The sequence below is a fragment of the Methanofastidiosum sp. genome, assembly GCA_035362715.1.
Lineage (GTDB): Archaea > Methanobacteriota_B > Thermococci > Methanofastidiosales > Methanofastidiosaceae > Methanofastidiosum.
In genome coordinates, this window is sequence record DAOSDU010000017.1 from 16086 (window position 1) to 32291 (window position 16206).

21 protein-coding genes and 1 tRNA gene are annotated in these 16206 nt (G+C 34.8%); 12 read left to right on the plus strand and 10 right to left on the minus strand.

The window, feature by feature from the left end; all coding sequences use genetic code 11:
* The first annotated feature begins 83 nt into the window (after positions 1-83).
* The 3 genes from PLI06_09135 to PLI06_09145 are packed head-to-tail and all read left to right on the plus strand — an operon-like array spanning position 84 to position 3738.
* On the plus strand, positions 84-1451 hold the full coding sequence (locus PLI06_09135; protein HOI77756.1) for a TrpB-like pyridoxal phosphate-dependent enzyme: 1368 nt from the start codon (positions 84-86) through the stop codon (positions 1449-1451).
* Between the two features lie 28 nt (positions 1452-1479).
* The gene (locus PLI06_09140) at positions 1480-2583 is read left to right on the plus strand and encodes an ATP-NAD kinase family protein (protein ID HOI77757.1); all 1104 of its coding nucleotides are present in this window, start codon (positions 1480-1482) and stop codon (positions 2581-2583) included.
* 36 nt (positions 2584-2619) lie between these two features.
* The gene (locus PLI06_09145) at positions 2620-3738 is read left to right on the plus strand and encodes a tryptophan--tRNA ligase (GenBank protein ID HOI77758.1); all 1119 of its coding nucleotides are present in this window, start codon (positions 2620-2622) and stop codon (positions 3736-3738) included.
* Here the strand turns inward: PLI06_09145 and PLI06_09150 are convergent.
* From PLI06_09150 to PLI06_09180, 7 genes are read right to left on the minus strand one after another with little or no spacing between them, the layout of a single operon-like run.
* Positions 3735-4679: a radical SAM protein gene (locus PLI06_09150; protein ID HOI77759.1), complete on the minus strand. Its 945-nt coding sequence runs from the start codon at positions 4677-4679 to the stop codon at positions 3735-3737. The genes PLI06_09145 and PLI06_09150 overlap by 4 nt on opposite strands.
* Before the next feature lies 1 nt (position 4680).
* Positions 4681-5544 (minus strand): ATP-binding protein, encoded by an 864-nt coding sequence (locus PLI06_09155; protein ID HOI77760.1) that lies wholly within the window; start codon positions 5542-5544, stop codon positions 4681-4683.
* Positions 5541-6374, minus strand: coding sequence for an ATP-binding protein (locus PLI06_09160; GenBank protein HOI77761.1), 834 nt, complete (start codon positions 6372-6374; stop codon positions 5541-5543). The genes PLI06_09155 and PLI06_09160 overlap by 4 nt, the downstream gene beginning before the upstream one ends.
* Positions 6375-6399: 25 nt before the next feature.
* Positions 6400-6789, minus strand: a complete 390-nt coding sequence (locus tag PLI06_09165) for a NifB/NifX family molybdenum-iron cluster-binding protein (GenBank protein HOI77762.1) — start codon at positions 6787-6789, stop codon at positions 6400-6402.
* Between the two features lie 8 nt (positions 6790-6797).
* Complete coding sequence (locus PLI06_09170) at positions 6798-7166, minus strand: NifB/NifX family molybdenum-iron cluster-binding protein (protein ID HOI77763.1); 369 nt, start codon at positions 7164-7166, stop codon at positions 6798-6800.
* A complete protein-coding gene (locus PLI06_09175; GenBank protein ID HOI77764.1) occupies positions 7163-7321 on the minus strand; it encodes a hypothetical protein in 159 nt (52 codons plus the stop codon). Before PLI06_09175 ends, PLI06_09170 begins: the two co-directional genes overlap by 4 nt.
* A gap of 1 nt (position 7322) precedes the next feature.
* Positions 7323-7592: a hypothetical protein gene (locus tag PLI06_09180; protein HOI77765.1), complete on the minus strand. Its 270-nt coding sequence runs from the start codon at positions 7590-7592 to the stop codon at positions 7323-7325.
* Positions 7593-7831: 239 nt separating this feature from the next.
* Here PLI06_09180 and PLI06_09185 point away from each other — a divergent pair, with 239 nt between their 5' ends.
* The 4 genes from PLI06_09185 to PLI06_09200 all read left to right on the plus strand — a co-directional run bounded on the left by PLI06_09185 (position 7832) and on the right by PLI06_09200 (position 9512).
* Entirely contained in the window at positions 7832-8065 is a 234-nt protein-coding gene (locus PLI06_09185; protein HOI77766.1) for a hypothetical protein, read from the plus strand.
* 143 nt (positions 8066-8208) lie between these two features.
* Complete coding sequence (locus PLI06_09190) at positions 8209-8538, plus strand: Rieske 2Fe-2S domain-containing protein (protein ID HOI77767.1); 330 nt, start codon at positions 8209-8211, stop codon at positions 8536-8538.
* Positions 8539-8597: 59 nt separating this feature from the next.
* Entirely contained in the window at positions 8598-8963 is a 366-nt protein-coding gene (locus tag PLI06_09195) for a cytoplasmic protein (protein ID HOI77768.1), read from the plus strand.
* Between the two features lie 33 nt (positions 8964-8996).
* On the plus strand, positions 8997-9512 hold the full coding sequence (locus PLI06_09200) for a DJ-1/PfpI family protein (GenBank protein HOI77769.1): 516 nt from the start codon (positions 8997-8999) through the stop codon (positions 9510-9512).
* A 1-nt stretch (position 9513) separates the two neighbouring features.
* Here the strand turns inward: PLI06_09200 and PLI06_09205 are convergent, their stop codons facing one another.
* A complete protein-coding gene (locus tag PLI06_09205; protein HOI77770.1) occupies positions 9514-10899 on the minus strand; it encodes an NAD(P)H-hydrate dehydratase in 1386 nt (461 codons plus the stop codon).
* Positions 10900-10986: 87 nt separating this feature from the next.
* Here PLI06_09205 and PLI06_09210 point away from each other — a divergent pair, with 87 nt between their 5' ends.
* The 3 genes from PLI06_09210 (at position 10987) to PLI06_09220 (ending at position 12886) form a co-directional block, all read left to right on the plus strand.
* A complete protein-coding gene (locus tag PLI06_09210; GenBank protein ID HOI77771.1) occupies positions 10987-12168 on the plus strand; it encodes a site-2 protease family protein in 1182 nt (393 codons plus the stop codon).
* A 35-nt stretch (positions 12169-12203) separates the two neighbouring features.
* A complete protein-coding gene (locus PLI06_09215) occupies positions 12204-12764 on the plus strand; it encodes a CDP-alcohol phosphatidyltransferase family protein (GenBank protein HOI77772.1) in 561 nt (186 codons plus the stop codon).
* A gap of 37 nt (positions 12765-12801) precedes the next feature.
* A tRNA-Leu gene (locus PLI06_09220) sits at positions 12802-12886 on the plus strand.
* A 134-nt stretch (positions 12887-13020) separates the two neighbouring features.
* Here the strand turns inward: PLI06_09220 and PLI06_09225 are convergent.
* Both PLI06_09225 and PLI06_09230 read right to left on the minus strand, forming a co-directional pair.
* Positions 13021-13710, minus strand: coding sequence for a hypothetical protein (locus PLI06_09225; GenBank protein ID HOI77773.1), 690 nt, complete (start codon positions 13708-13710; stop codon positions 13021-13023).
* A 21-nt stretch (positions 13711-13731) separates the two neighbouring features.
* The gene (locus PLI06_09230) at positions 13732-14187 is read right to left on the minus strand and encodes a hypothetical protein (protein HOI77774.1); all 456 of its coding nucleotides are present in this window, start codon (positions 14185-14187) and stop codon (positions 13732-13734) included.
* Positions 14188-14292: 105 nt separating this feature from the next.
* On the opposite strand from PLI06_09230, the gene PLI06_09235 reads away from it, so the two are divergent.
* The gene (locus PLI06_09235) at positions 14293-14856 is read left to right on the plus strand and encodes a hypothetical protein (GenBank protein ID HOI77775.1); all 564 of its coding nucleotides are present in this window, start codon (positions 14293-14295) and stop codon (positions 14854-14856) included.
* 236 nt (positions 14857-15092) lie between these two features.
* Positions 15093-16206 (plus strand): hypothetical protein (locus PLI06_09240; protein HOI77776.1); only part of this gene is annotated, 1114 nt, incomplete at its 3' end.

Genomic DNA, 16206 nt, shown 5'->3' on the forward strand with positions numbered 1-16206 from the left:
GACATCTAGGCTTTTTAGAAGTCTTATTTTATTTTAGATAAATTATATCTTAGATTTTAATAAAATATTAAAGGAGGATAAACATGGAAAAAACCAAAATATTTTTGGATGAAAACGAAATGCCAAAAAGATGGTATAACATACAGGCAGATCTTCCAAAACCTCTGCCGCCGGTATACAGCCCACAAACATTGAAAAGGGCAACATTGGAAGAACTTTCAGTAATCTTTCCAATGGAAATAATAAAACAGGAAGTATCTCAAGAAAGATGGATTGATATTCCACAAGACATACGTGATATTTATGCAGTATGGAGACCTTCTCCTCTTTACAGAGCTCTAAGATTAGAGAAGGCCCTAAAAACACCTGCAAAAATTTATTTTAAATGGGAAGGGGTTTCACCTGCAGGCAGTCACAAGCCAAACACAGCAGTAGCCCAAGCATACTATAATATGAAAGAAGGTACACAAACAATAACAACTGAAACTGGTGCAGGGCAGTGGGGATCTGCATTAAGCTACGCAACGAGTTTATTTGACATAACGTGCAGAGTTTACATGGTAAGAGTAAGTTACGAACAAAAACCTTACAGAAGAAATCTAATACATTTATGGGGAGCAGAAGTATTCCCAAGCCCAAGCAATAAGACAAATGCAGGAAGATCTTTCCTAAAAGATAATCCAGAACATCCCGGAAGTCTTGGAATTGCCATATCTGAAGCAGTAGAGGATGCAGCAACACATGAAGATACAAAATATTCTCTTGGGAGTGTTTTAAATCACGTTTGTATGCACCAGACAGTAATCGGTCTTGAAGCTAGAGAACAGTTAAAGATGGAAGAGAGATATCCAGACATAGTAATCGGTTGTGTTGGCGGCGGCTCCAACTTTGCTGGCGTTTCATTTCCATTCATACACGATAAACTAAAGGGAGATAAAAAGGATCTAAGAGTTGTTGCCGTTGAACCGCACTCATGTCCAACCCTTACCAAAGGTCTTTATGCATTCGATTATGGTGACTCCACAAAGCTAGGTCCAATTGCAAAAATGTTTACTTTGGGTCATGACTTCATCCCCCCAGGCATCCATGCCGGAGGATTAAGATACCACGGTGCCTCACCAATAGTAAGTTCACTAAAAGACCAAAACATTATCGAAGCTCAAGCATACCACCAAACAGAAGTATTTGAGGCGGCAATGCTCTTTGCACAAACAGAGGGGCATGTTCCAGCTCCAGAAACTGCTCATGCAGTTAAATCTGTTATTGAAGAAGCAAAGAAGTGCAAACAAACTGGCGAAGAGAAGGTAATTCTATTCAATGCAAGCGGACATGGACACTTCGACCTTAAATCCTACGAACTATACATTCATGGCAAATTAACAGACTACGAGTACCCAGTAGAACTTGTAAAGCAGTCTCTTAAAAAACTTCCAAAGATTCAGGAGGATTAATCCTCCTATTTTTTATTTTTGTGATAAAATGAAAACTCTTGGTTTTTTGGTCAATCCCATTTCTGGTATGGGAGGTTCAGTTGGGCTAAAAGGAACTGACGGACTATATGAAAAAGCCCTAGAACTTGGTGCAGAAAAGGTGTCAAAAAACAGGGCGGAAGTATTTTTTGAATCACTTGGTAAAGTAAAAGATGTAAAATTTCTTGTTCCTTCTAGTGAGATGGGCGAAGACTTAATAAAAAACAAAGAGCTTGAATATGAAGTTGTTTATACAGTTAAGGGATTAACTAGCAGAGAGGATACTCTAAAAACGATAGAAGAGTTCAAAAAGAGAAAAGTTGAGCTCATAATATTCTGTGGGGGAGATGGTACAGCAAGAGATATTTGTGAAGCTATCGGTACAGAGATTCCAGTTATTGGAATGCCTGCAGGAGTAAAGATGTTTTCATCAGTTTTTGCAATTAATCCCAAGGCTGCTTCTGATCTTCTCAAGGCTTTTCTAGAAGGAAACTCAAAGTACAAGGATTCCGATGTTCTAGATATAGATGAAGAAAGTTATCGTGCTGATAAATTCATAATGAAGTTGTATGGCTATCTAAAAACTCCTTACGTGCCCAATCTAATACAGGATGCAAAGGCTGTATTTGAAGGCCAAGATGAAGAGATGGCAAAGGAAGGCATAGCGGTATTTGCCAGCGAGTTTATGTCAGATGGGTCTTTGTATCTAGTTGGCGCAGGTTCTACAACTGCAAAGATTGCAGAAGTTATGGGGCTAAAAAAGACAATGCTTGGTGTAGATTTAATAAAAGATGAAAAACTCATTGCAAGTGACGTAAATGAAAAGGCAATTTTAGAATACATCCAAAATGAAAAAAGTGTAAAGATAATTGTGAGCCCTATAGGGGCACAGGGATTTGTCTTTGGTAGAGGAAATCAGCAGATTTCAAGCCAAGTTTTAAGAAAAGTTGGAAAAGAAAATATAATAATCATAGCAACTCCTCAAAAACTCGATAATACACCCTTTCTTCTAGTTGACACTGGTGATGATGAACTGGATACCGAACTTTCAGGCAAGACTCTTGTAGTCTGTGCATATAGAATGGCCCAACGAAAGGATATAAGAAAAGATTAAACTTAAAAAGAACTAAAATCAGGTTATTCTGATATTATGGACGAGTCAGTTGTTACCCCTTGGGAAGTAGAAGGGGAAATTGATTATAATAAACTCATAAAACAGTTTGGAACTGATATCCTTACTGAAGAGTTATTAAATACTATAAAGAAGTATACGGGAGATTTACATCCATTTCTCAGAAGGAAATTATTCTTTTCACATAGAGACTTGGGATGGATCTTAAAGAAGTATGAAGAAGGCGAAAAGTTTGCCCTATATACTGGAAGAGGACCTTCTGGGCATACCCACATTGGCCACCTTGTCCCGTGGATATTTTGTAAATGGCTCCAGGACAAATTCGATTGTGAGTTCTATTTCCAGATGACAGATGATGAAAAGTTCATGATGAGACCAGACCTTACACTTGAACAGACACATGCGTTTGCCTACGAGAATGCACTCGACGTAATTGCTTTGGGATTTGACCCGAAAAAAACGTTCATCTTCTCTGATATCGATTATGCAAAAACGCTTTACAAAATATCAATCCAGGTTGCAAAGAATGTGACAACTTCCACAGCTAAGGCCGTTTTTGGCTTCAAGAATTCAACTAATATCGGGATGGTATTCTTCCCCTCCGTTCAGGCAGCCCCCTGCTTTTTGCCTTCTGTTCTAAAAGGATACAATGTTCCTGTTTTAATTCCAGCGGCAATTGACCAAGACCCTTACTGGAGAATTTCAAGAGACGTTGCACCAAAACTTGGTTACTACAAACCAGCTGCAATACATAACATGTTTCTCCCAGGACTTGAAGGGCCTAGTGGCAAGATGTCTGCTTCAAAGAGCGATACTGCAATTTTTTCTGTTGACCCACCAAAAGAAGTCGACAAAAAAATCAAACGAGCTTTCACTGGTGGAGGGCAGACTATAAAGGAGCATAAGGAAAAGGGCGGAAATCCAGGAGTCTGTACAATATATCAATACCTTTATTTTATCTTTGAAGATGACAACAAGAAGATAAAGGAGATTCATGACGGCTGCAAACGTGGAGAAGTGTTCTGCGGAGAGTGCAAGAATCTCTTAAGTGAAAAACTAGTCAAGTTTATCACAACACACCAGGAAAACAGAGAAAAGGCAAAAGATGTCCTCGATAAATTCCTATTAAAGGATTAAAGCTTTCTCAAATAGTATTTTTTACCTTTATAGTTTATTTCTCTTATTTTATCTTTTTCAAGCATATTTTTTACAATGTCAAATCCTCTACCAGCTTTTCTTAGATAAGAATCAAGTGCATCTTCTCTCATTGGATGGACAGAAACTATACTCAAAAGCTCTTCTTCTACATTCCCGGAATAAAAAAAATCATTTCCCTCGTACCCTATCAATAACTCTGTCTCAAGATTATTCTCATTAAAAATCTGATAAGCAAGATTAATAGTATCTTCTTTGGGGATGTCGGCTGATTTTTCTGCTGGTGGCCTTATTGGAACTGAAATAAAGCTTTTCTGAGGATTTAATCTTTTAATAAAGCTTGCAGTATTAATTAGATTGAGAGGTTTATCGTTATAACCTCTAACTAACATAGTTTCAGTGAATAAAATACCTTTGAAGTTTTTTGAGAATTTTATCAAACCTGATTTGATTTCTTCAATATCAAGGGATTTACATGGCCGATTTATTTTCTTCCAAATGGCTGGATCAATCGAATCGACCTTTACAGATACAAGATCGGCCTTATATAAAGCGTCTCTTACTTCATCAAGCCACAACAAGGACGAATTAGTGATTATTGCAATCCTTATGTCCATTGATTTCAATAGATCTATTTCCATGCCCAGATTTTTGTCAAGTGTTGGCTCACCGTCGGGTACAAAAGTAAGGTAGTCTATAGAGCCACCTTTATTTATGGTATCTTTTACTTTAGATTTTACAGATTCAAGAATATATTCAGGTTGATAAAAAATGCTTCTTTCAGAACTCATATTGAAAGTTCTTCCAATTTGGCAATAAATACAAGAATATGTGCATATCTTTGGAGGTATGTTATTTATCCCAAAACTTCGGCCCAATCTTCTAGAAGGTACAGGCCCAAAAACTAAGTTTTTAGATTCCATTTTAATCTTTTAGTAACTCCATAATTTTTTCCCATATTTCAATTATTTTAAGCGATAATGGTGAATCGGGAAGTTCGATTAACGTCTTGCGTGAAACAATTGCCGAATTTACAATAGGATTATAGGGCAACTCCCCAATCACAAGGATATTGTTTCTATTGCAGTACTCTTTGATATTTGAAGTATTTTGCATATTTATGTCAAATTTATTTATACAAACGACAGATTTAACCCCAAAGTGCCCATTAACTTCAAGTACTCGTTCAAGATCATGAATCGCAGAAAATGTCGGTTCTGTTACAATAATAGCAAGGTTAATCCCTGTGATTGTAGATATCACTGGACAGCCTATTCCAGGCGGCCCATCAATAAGTATTAAATCTTTATTATCCTCGATTGAAATTTTTATTGCATTTTTTCTTACTTCATTTACAAGTTTTCCAGAAGATTGTGCACCAGGTTTTAAAAATGCATGCGCCAAAATACCTAAACGAGTTTTTGAAACATAAGTATAACCGGATATTTTATCACTCATGGTTATAGCTTTGGAAGCGCATAAAAAATGACAAACTCCGCAACCTTCACATAGGTTTGCTGTTATCTTAATATCCTTAGTGACTGCACCGAATTTACACCCAAGATAGCATGCTAAACAATTAGTACACTTGTTTTTGTCAATATGAGCTATTTGCGAGCCAATGAAATCTTTTGTTTTCAATATTGTGGGATTTAGAACTATGTGCAGGTTTGATGCATCAACATCACAATCTGCTATGACGGTATTTTTCGCAAGAGAGGCAAATGCCAAAACTAATGAGCTCTTACCAGTTCCGCCTTTGCCACTTACTACTGCAATCTGCTTCATTTTTCTCTACCCTTAATGTTATTAAACATGAGGACAAGCTGCCCACTGATTTCTGGGAAATAATCTAAAAATACCTCTCCTTTTGAGTATAGTTTTGCTATATCTTCGTTGTAGGGTATTTTAAGTAGTATTGGAATCATTTCGTGCTTACAGAACAGTTCAATTTCATCGTCACCTATTCCATCACGATTGATTATTACCCCAAAAGGAATTCTCATTTCTTTTAGTGCTTCTACAGCTATTTTTAAATCATTGAATCCAAAAGGTGTCGGCTCTGTAACTAAAACGCAGAAATCTGAACCATTCACTGTTTCAAGAAAAGAGCAAGAAGTTCCTGGGGGGCAGTCAAGTATAGTGTCGATATCTGATCTTATCTGGTACTTCAGCGCTTTTATTATTGGGGTTGGGCGAACCTCACCAATATCTAAAATACCCTCGAAAAATGAAATCCCTCCGCTAGTTCCCCTTCGTATAACCCCAATTTTTTTATCTGCCCAGTTTATTGCGTCATTTGGGCAGGCCAATTTACATCCTCCGCAAGAATGGCAGAGTCCCGAGAAGACTTTTATTCCAGAGGGGAGATCTATTATTGCATTAAAATTACAAAAGTCTGCACATTTTCCACAACTTAAACACTTCTCGCAATCGATTTCAGGTATTTCTACTTTTACATCTTGAGTATTTTCTATTCTAGCTTTGATGAAAATATTGTCATTTGGCTCTTCAACGTCACAATCTATCAATTGAACTCTATCTAAACTTAAGGCTAAATTTACTGAGACTGTAGTTTTCCCAGTACCTCCTTTCCCGCTAGCTATGGACAATATCATCTAATCACTAGTTAAAAAAGAAAAATTAATGATGACAGCTTCCGTTGCTGTGATCACCAAATTTATGCTCGCTGCATGAATCAGAAACTGTAGCTTTTTTGAGTTTCATATTTTTATAATCAGATATAGCGTCCTCAACGCTTCCTGTTGCCCCAATATATACTTCAATTCCGTATTCAATAAACATACTTAGTGCTCTTCTGCCTAAACCCCTGCATATAAGAATATCAACGCCTTCTTTTTTCATAAGTTCTGGCGGATATCCAATCCCTCCCATATGTTCACTTGTGTTCTCAATGACTTTGATATCATGAGACTTAAGGTCATATATGGTATAAGTAGGAGTTCTTCCAAAATGTTCGCCTATTAATTCAATAAATCCTGCATTACCTTCTGTTGGAAAACAAAGTTTCATGTGATCGTCTACCTTCTTAATCCTGAATGTGTATTAACGTTAGGTGATGAAGCTTTAGAATAATTACCTTCCTTGAAAATTTTAACTGCTTCATTTACCGTTCCTTTAAATTCTTGCACAACTTCTATTCCCTCAGCTTGTAGAATCTGAAATGCGTTTGGCCCAATGTTTCCACTAATTACTGCTTTTATGCCCTTCTTAATAAGATTCTTTGCCGCCTCTATACCTGCACCATTGGATGCAGACGCGGCAGAGTTTGGATATACTTCAAAATTATTTGTTTCGACATCAACTATTAAAAAGTAACTGCACCTGCCAAATCTCTGATCTACTTGGGATGTGAGGTCTGTACCTGCTGAAGATATAGCTATCCTCATCTTAACCCTCCTAAGGAATACCTTATCATTACAGCGCTACATTTTGGACACTTCTTAGATAAACAAGGAGTGTCTCTTTCATGTGATTCTTTGTGGCCGCATTTGGTATAGATACATTCTCCTTCTGGACCTCTAACGTGTCTAAAACCTACCATTTTATTCCACATCTTCTGAAATTTTATTTAATCTTGTTTCTAACTGTTGGATCTCTTTCTTCAAAAAATCTATGTTGTCCAATAAAATCTTTTTTTCTTCTTCTTTACAGATTTTTCCCTCTTTAGCGAGCTCTGACTCTAGTAAATATGCGCATGGCCCTCTCCCAAGGCCACCTCGGCCCCTTCCAAGACCTGCAATTCCATAGCTAGGCTCGTACAGATTCCTGCCACAATGGGCATGAAATCCTCTATTGAATGTTCTTCCCCACATTTTATCACCAAATGAATATATATTCGTTATTATTTAAAAGTTTCGGTTGACCCCATATTTTTAATCGATTAATATATTTAAAAAAATGTAAATCAATAATTAAAAATATTTAATCATTAAATTATATAAATATTGCATTAATGATGAGCTATAAAACCAAAAGATTTATATACTAATGATAATCAATATTAGTAACTAACAATTGAGAGATGATAGTTAGCACTAAAAGGTGAAAAAATATGGGATGGAGAAGACAATTTGAAACTAGAGAAAAGCGTATTAATGAACTAAGGATCCTTCTAAAGCAAAAGCTGAACAGCGGAAGAGACTACTTCATTCAGGAACTTGTTAACGATACGGACATACCCAGAAGTACCGTTGAAAGGTACCTTTATGAATATCTTAATGAAGAAGTAGAAATCTACTACGAAGGGCCTTTAAAAAAGATACGCTATAAAGGACACGGGAATTAATTTAAGAAAAGATATTTTTATCTTTTCTTTTTTTTATTATTTTTATAAGAACTTAATTTAATATTACTTTTTATCGATTAAATCTTTGCGTTAATCCATAATAAACCTTAATAAGATTGAATCCTACTTAATATAGGGATATTATGGGATTTGTCAAGATAGGTAAAATTTCTGATGTTAAAGACGGCACTATGAAGAAGTTTGAAGTCGAAGGAAAAGATATTCTAGTTTCTAATTTTGGCGAGAAATATTACGCCATTAATAACAAATGCACCCATAGAGCGGGGGATCTTTCTCAAGGAAAACTGGAGGGGAATATTGTAACTTGCCCAAAACATGGCTCTAAGTTTGACATTACAACGGGAAATGTAGTTTCCGGGCCTAAAATACCACTGTTAAAACTTAAGATTAATGATGAAGAAAAGTATGAGATAAAAATAGAGGGAGATTCCTTATTAATTAAAATATTATAGAAAAATAAGGTATATTATTAATTAATCCCAAAACAAGCAAAATATGGAAGGTGATAAAAATGACTGAGTTCTGGATGGAGAAAAAGATTGCAATATTTGCCTTTAATGGCGATCCAATGTGTTTTATACATGCCTTGATAAATGCCTTAGAGTTTCATGCGAAAGGGTACGATACAAAGTTGATAATTGAAGGTTCAGCTACTGGACTTATTGGAAAACTAAATGAGGCAGGTAATCCGCTACACTACTATTACGTAAGGACAAAAGACGAAGGGCTAATAGACTGCTTATGTAAAGCATGTGCAACAAAGAACGGGACTATTGAAGAGGCGAAAAAACAAAACCTAAATCTATGCGACGAATTATTTGGCCACCCAAGCATGGCAAGATACATGAAAGAGGGTTATGAGATAATTGCAATATAAAACAATTATTAATTAGTAATAGGGGATTTAAATATGGTCTGCATTTTGATGTGGGTTGCACAAGAGGGATTTAGGGATGAGGAGCTATTTGTTCCTAAATCGGTATTTGAAGAAAAAGGATTCATAGTAAATGTTGTTTCTCATGATAAAGGAACAGCTTGGAGCAAGTTTGGGAAGATTATTGAAGTCCTTGGATTTGAAGATATTGATATAGGAGATTATGATGCCTTTCTATTAGTTGGTGGCCCAGGAACCTTTAATCTTGCTGACGATAAAATACTTCATGAATACATTAAGGAAGCTGAAAAAAAGTTATCCCTATTGGGCGGGATATGTTATGCCCCAAATATCATGGCAAGAGCTGGAGTTCTTAAGGGCAAAAGAGCAACTGTCTGGGGAGGTCCCGATATTTTTGATAAAGAAGGCGTGATTTTCGAAGACAAGAATGTTGTAAAGGATGGAAAAATTATAACTGCCAATAGCCCTGATGCGGCGCTCGAATGGGCTAAAGAGACTGTTAATTATCTCAAGTGCAGTTGTGGGAAATAAATTAATATTTCCCGCAGAATTTCAAGGCTCTTGGAATCCTTTTTAGCATATCCGAACTCCTGAAGTTTATACCTATCTCTTCTGCGGTAATATCCCCAGCAATCCCGTTTAGGAAGGTTCCCGCACACGAGGCTTCAATAATAGTTCCTTTTGCTGCAAAGGCTGCTATAAGCCCTGAAAGAATGTCACCTGTCCCCCCTGTGGTCATGCCAGAGTTTCCCGTGAAGTTTTTTATAACTTTTTTACCATCCGATATGAGGTCAACTTTTCCCTTAGTGACAATTGTGGTCTGGTATTTTTCTGAGTTAGTTAAAATATTATCATGGGTCAAAGGCTCATCAAAAACCATCTTATATTCAGAGTGGTGGGGGGTTATGCATACGTCATTTTTCTTTAAAATATCAAGATTTCCTTTTATTGCAAAAAGCCCATCGGCATCTATTATTATTTTCTTACACGATATACTTTTTAGAAACTCTAACACTGTTTCAACTGTTTCTGAGTCTCTGCCCATCCCAATGCCTACCAAGATTGAATCAACTTTTTCTGAAAGATTTTTTAGAAGCTCAATATCTTCGGGGATGAAATGATTCTTTTCAGTTGGAAAGACTATCATATCTGGAGAATAAGATTTTATTACTTTAGAGCATTTCTTGGGTGATGCGACATAGACGAGATCAGAAAGATATGATGCTGCAAGAGAGGAATAGATTGGCGCCCCGTGATACTCTTTTGATCCTCCTATTACTAGTACCTTACCATTATCACCTTTGTGCGAGTCAGTAGACCTAGAGTTCAGCTTGTTGACATAGCCGGGGCCAGTCAAATTATTAAATTCTTTTGGGATCCCTATATCGACAACGGTAGTGGCGCCTTCCTTGGGGGTATGGAGCGAGATAATAACATTTGGCATGAAATATGGAGATGCGACATCAATGGATACCTTGATCCCATTAATCTCATTAATCCTGTTGATAACATCGGAGTATGGGTGCTTAAGTGTTCCTTTGACACCAACGCCGAATATTGCATCCACGTAGATTTCAAAGTCTGGACGTATCTTTTCTATATCGCATGAATCTTTAAGAAGTATTTTTTCAATGTCAATATGTTTCAGAAGCTCCCATTTTGAGAGGGCAGCACCTTCTTTGATGTTTTGTGGATCCCCCACTAGGTACGCTGTAACTCTATTCTCTTTAGATAAGTATCTAGCACATACAAATCCGTCCCCGCCATTATTACCAAGACCACAAAAAACTGCGATTTTATTTCTTGTTCCAAACCTCTTTTCTATTTCTGATGCTACCCCTCTTCCGGCATTTTCCATAAGAATTGGCGTATCGAGACCATAATATTTACAATTTGAATCAATAATATATGTGTCCATATTACCCCCATACTTAATTGTGGCAATGGATAAATAAGTTTTTGCATATTGGGGAAATTTTATAAGTAATTTGAATATGAATTCTTTATGGTCAAGATACTCGGATGCGAGAAATGTAGTTATAAGGAGTACCTATTAGCTGAAGCAAAAGATTATGATAGGTGCCCATCATGCAAATCGCTAGTTATTGTCCAAGAACTAAACGAACTCCCGGTACAATTACAGGACATAATGAAGGTTGCAAATGAAAATTTCTCATATGGAAATATCAAGACCGATAATTATTCTGCTTTATTTGAGGTAAGGGAACTTTTCAAAAAGCCTGAGGAAATAATTTCTTCCTTTGAAAAGATAAATTTTTATCCATTTATAAGAAAAGAAAATGGGAAGCTTTTTGTTGTCCTAAGGACTTCTCTGCCAAAAAAAGATTTCTCATATAGAAAAAATCTAATCTTATTTTTCTTAACAATTATTTCAACTACAGTTGCTGGCTATTTCATGTCAGTGCCACATGTTGATTACGGATTTATGACAAATCCCTGGATAGGGGCTATAACATTTTCTTTTTCGATAATGGTGATCCTAGGAACACATGAAATGGGCCATTACCTAGTTGCAAGAAGAAATGGCGTTGATGCGACACTCCCTTATTTCATACCAGCGCCCTTCATTCTTGGCACAATGGGGGCTGTGATAAACATAAGATCGTTTATCCCAAGTAAGAATAGTGCTATTGAGTTGGGTCTTTCAGGCCCACTTGCCGGCATGCTTGTAGCGATACCAATAACTATAGTTGGAGTTATGATGTCGCCTATTGTTCCCATAACAATCTTTGGCGAGAGCTCAATGTTTTTGGGTGAGCCGCTAATCTTTAGGTTTATTGCTGAATCACTTGTAATTGTGACTGAGGGCAATTCCCTTTACTTGCATCCTGTAGCTTTTGCTGGGTGGGCCGGAATATTTGTAACTATGCTTAACCTAATCCCTATGGGCCAACTGGACGGTGGCCACATTGCAAGAGCTGTATTAGGGCCTATCCATCACAGATATCTGTCATTTGTTGTTGCAGCCTCATTATTTGGCATAGGAATATTTACATGGGCTGGCTGGAGCCTATGGGGAGTAATAGGAATTTATCTAGCATACAGGGGACATCCTGGCTCAATGGATGAGATAACACCTATTGATAGAAAACATTGGATTATGGTTCTAGTTGCTATAATACTATTTGTAATATCTACGATGATTGTCCCGATAAAATTAGGATAAAAAAGATTTAAATAGACTTAATTAATTCTAAAGGCATGCTTAATAACATCCGTAAGAATAAATCATTTGTATCAATTGTTAACTTTATCGGGCGAATCTTTAGATTCCTGCCACCAAATGTCATAACAACAATCAGTTTAGTTGTTGTCTTCTTTTCAGGCTATTATTATTACCTCGGATTACCCTATATCGGAGCAATTACACTTGCCGTTTCAGGGTTTCTTGATCTAGTTGATGGCTCAGTTGCAAAGTATACTAAGAAGACAACTGTTCTTGGCGGCTTTTTAGATTCAACATTTGACAGGGTAGGAGACGGAATAATACTTCTTGGGATTGGACTATTACATGATCTTGCTCTTTGCTTTGTAATAATGGTTGGAGCATATCTAATTAGTTATATGCGTGCCAAGGGAGAGGCTCTTGGGGTAAAAGTCATGGGGGTAGGAATTGGTGAGAGGGCAGAGAGAATACTGATAATATTTGTGTTTTCTTTCATCAATTTGGAGATAGGGCTTTATATTCTTTTGATTGTTGTTTATATAACGGTCTTTACAAGATTTTATTATATCTCAAGGGAGCTAAAAACTAAGACTTAGAAACCTTTTTATATTCCCATAATCAACTTTTCATTACGCGGGGGTTGCCGAGCATGGCTAAAGGCGATAGACTCAAGATCTATTCCCGCAGGGGTCCAGGGGTTCAAATCCCTTCCCCCGCACTTTTTACTAAAGCTAATGCGGTATTGTTTTAGAAGATTTATTGATATCTATGGCCATGTAGATCCAAAAGAGCTTAGGGAATCTTATTTAGCTTGTATTCCTCAGTCTGGAGTTTAATATGGCGTCTATTAGGTTATGACATATATTTAGAACAGAAATCTTTAACAAATGATAACATTCTTTCAACATCTTTTAGCTCGTATTTGTCAAAATTTGCATGGACTGCCTTATTCCTTATTTCGCCGTAACTAGTAATCTGTTTATTTATTAGTAGATTATATATTCCTTTGGAATATAACTCTTGGTTTAAGGCGTCAAGATTTTTATATTTTTCATTATCTTTAAAAATATCTATATTATTAGTTATTGCGATTTTTCTAAGAGAATCTTCAAGAACAACACCTATTAATATTGCCGCTGGATCTTTTTTTTCTTTTTTTAAAAAATATTCTGCCATTTCTAAGAAATCAGTGAATATTTCAGCCCTAATATAGTTCCGAACATCCCCTAAGAGGCCTTTATTTAAGGCATCATACAAAGCCTCTAAAGAACCCAAAATTGGGATTAAGTGAACATAATGATTAGAATGAATTCCATAGAAATCTTTTTCATCTAACCTTGAAGAATATTGTTTATAGAATTCACTTTCTTTTGTTACAACAGATAAAATTAAATGTCCAGTTTTTGTTACCCACGAAGAAATCCAAGAAAGATTACTACCCTTTAAATCTGCGGGAGAATTTGAAGAAATTCTTATTATCTCTTTACCTTCTCTAATCAATTCTTCAATTTCTTCTTTTATTTTTCTTTCAGTATCTTGCATAATATCACACGAGCAAGGAGTTTAATTATTTTTGCCATTCCTTTTTATTTTAATATTTACCCTAATTAAATAATATATTTGTGTTACTAATCTTTTTCTAGTTTGATAATCTAATCCTTGAATATTTATTAGATCATTTTCTATATTATTTCTTAAAACATATTCTGGGAAATATCCTTCTTGATATTTTTCTATTATGTCAAATATACTAACCATTATTAAATATAAAGATGCAATCAAGGGTAGGATTAAATAGAAGGTAAATGAGCCTTTAGAAATATTTGATATTTTTAATCTATTGTCTTTTTCAATTTTTGGAAGTCTATAATAAGGAAATCCATACCTTACTTCTTTTTGAATAATACTAAAATAACAAAATTTATAAATAATATTCAATCTATAGATAAATGAAGATAAATCTTCCATGTCAATAATATCCTCAGTAATGGCCCTAATTTCTATTTGTTCTGTGTTCATAATATTCTACCTTACGTTACATATTTATTTTTAATATTCTTTAAAAATGTTTGCTCTTATGGAATTAACGGATAATTATTTATACCATTATATCCGATTATATTTGTGAAGATATTAGACAATAGAAAAATATTATATGGAGTTATTATTATAGCTAGTATCATTTCTATTCCAGTTAGTAATTATTTTTATATGGGTTTACAGAATACGTCGGAAAATATAAAAGAAATCGATTATAATGTTTCTCACACTTATATTCATAATCTGACGGTTACAAGGAGTTATTATTTTTATAGTTCTATAGCACAAGTAAATGCAACGTTAATTGGATTGTTTTTTGTTGCTTTGAGTATCTTTTTAGCGAAAGGATATACAAGAAGACCCCCTAGAAATATAAGAATACTACATGGAGCCACTACGACGGGCCTTCTTTTTACAATTATTTTTTGTCTTCTTTTTATGGCTACAATCGAAGAAGATAAGATTTATTTACAGATGAAATATATATTTTACCAAGAGTCAATTGCTTTAATTTCTTTTATTTTTTTAACTTTTTGTTATTATGCAGATGTTATTTCTAATAAATTCAATGAAAATAAAAGTAGAGAAATATTTATTATAAATAGGAGTACTAAAATAAAAATTCCTTTTAAGATAAATAAGAAATAAATATTTTCTTTTAAACTGATTAATTCAGGAGATGATATTAATAATCCTTCTTATTTTTATCCTAATTCTCCCATCAATCTTCAAAATCCCAACTCACTTATTAATTGTCTTGTCTAATCCAAAATTATAACAAATTCTGCTTCTTTTCCAAAGAAAGGAAAAATTAAAACAACACATATAAATTGATTTAAAAAATAATAATTAAACAAAACAATTGTTTATTAAATGGGTGGAAAATGGTTGAGTTTAGAGATTTGGAATCAATGCATAAATATATGGAAATAGATCTAAAATATTTTCATGAGATAAATAATGCTAATATCTTTGATTCGATGGTAATTCTTAGAAATAGCCTGTATGAAGAAGATAAAAAAGAAATAGCAAAATTAGTCCAATGGGAAATTGATTTTCTTAATTTTGGGATTAAGGGCGGTAGATTAATACCTAAATACTCAAATTATGATGATAAAGGTAATTTAATTAACATCCCAGAAATGAATAAATTTACAGTAGATACTTATGGATATATCAAAAAGAGGTTAGATGAAACAAAAAATCCAATACTAATTGCTCGATACGCCCATATTTTATGGGATAGCCCTGAAAAGCATGGAAATTATGCAGAAATTGCTGTAGACGCATATTTGGTTCTAACAAGGAGATATGAAAAAGAGGTAAAAGAAAATCAAGATGCTAAATTCTGGAGTGACTTGATAATTTCAATCGAAAGTGCATGTAATTTAGGATTTAACTCCAAGAAAAAAATAGAAGAAATTAAATTGGAATTTAAAAGAATCATTTTTGATCATAAAGATTGCGGAAACATGTCGAAACGCATAATACTAAAAATAATTAGAATAATGTTAAATGAAAAAGGATTCTCTAAAGAAGATTTTAGAGGCATTAATCGGATTTGTCTTGAATTGTCCCTAACGCTAGAAGAAGACCCACATAGTGCAATAGCGTTCTTAGAATTAGGGGAGAGAATAGATCATAAACTAAAAGAGAATACAGCTAAGTGGAGAGATGAAATTGGAAAAAAATATGAAGATTTAACAAAAAGAACTCTAAATAGTCCTTTGGTTTCATCAGACTATTGTTTAAAGTCAATGGACAATTACAATAAAAGCGGAAATATTGAAAAAGAAAAAGAAATGAAAAACATATACTCTGGATTAAAAAAGGATATTAGGATTAAAGGTACAAAAATAGAATTCGATTTATCCGAAAGTATTAAAAAATATGAAAAATATGCCGAAGAGCTTATTTCTAAAGAACCGGAGCAAATACTTGGATATTTAATAATGAGTAATGACTTACTTCCCCCTAAAGAAGCAGTTAGAGAATTTG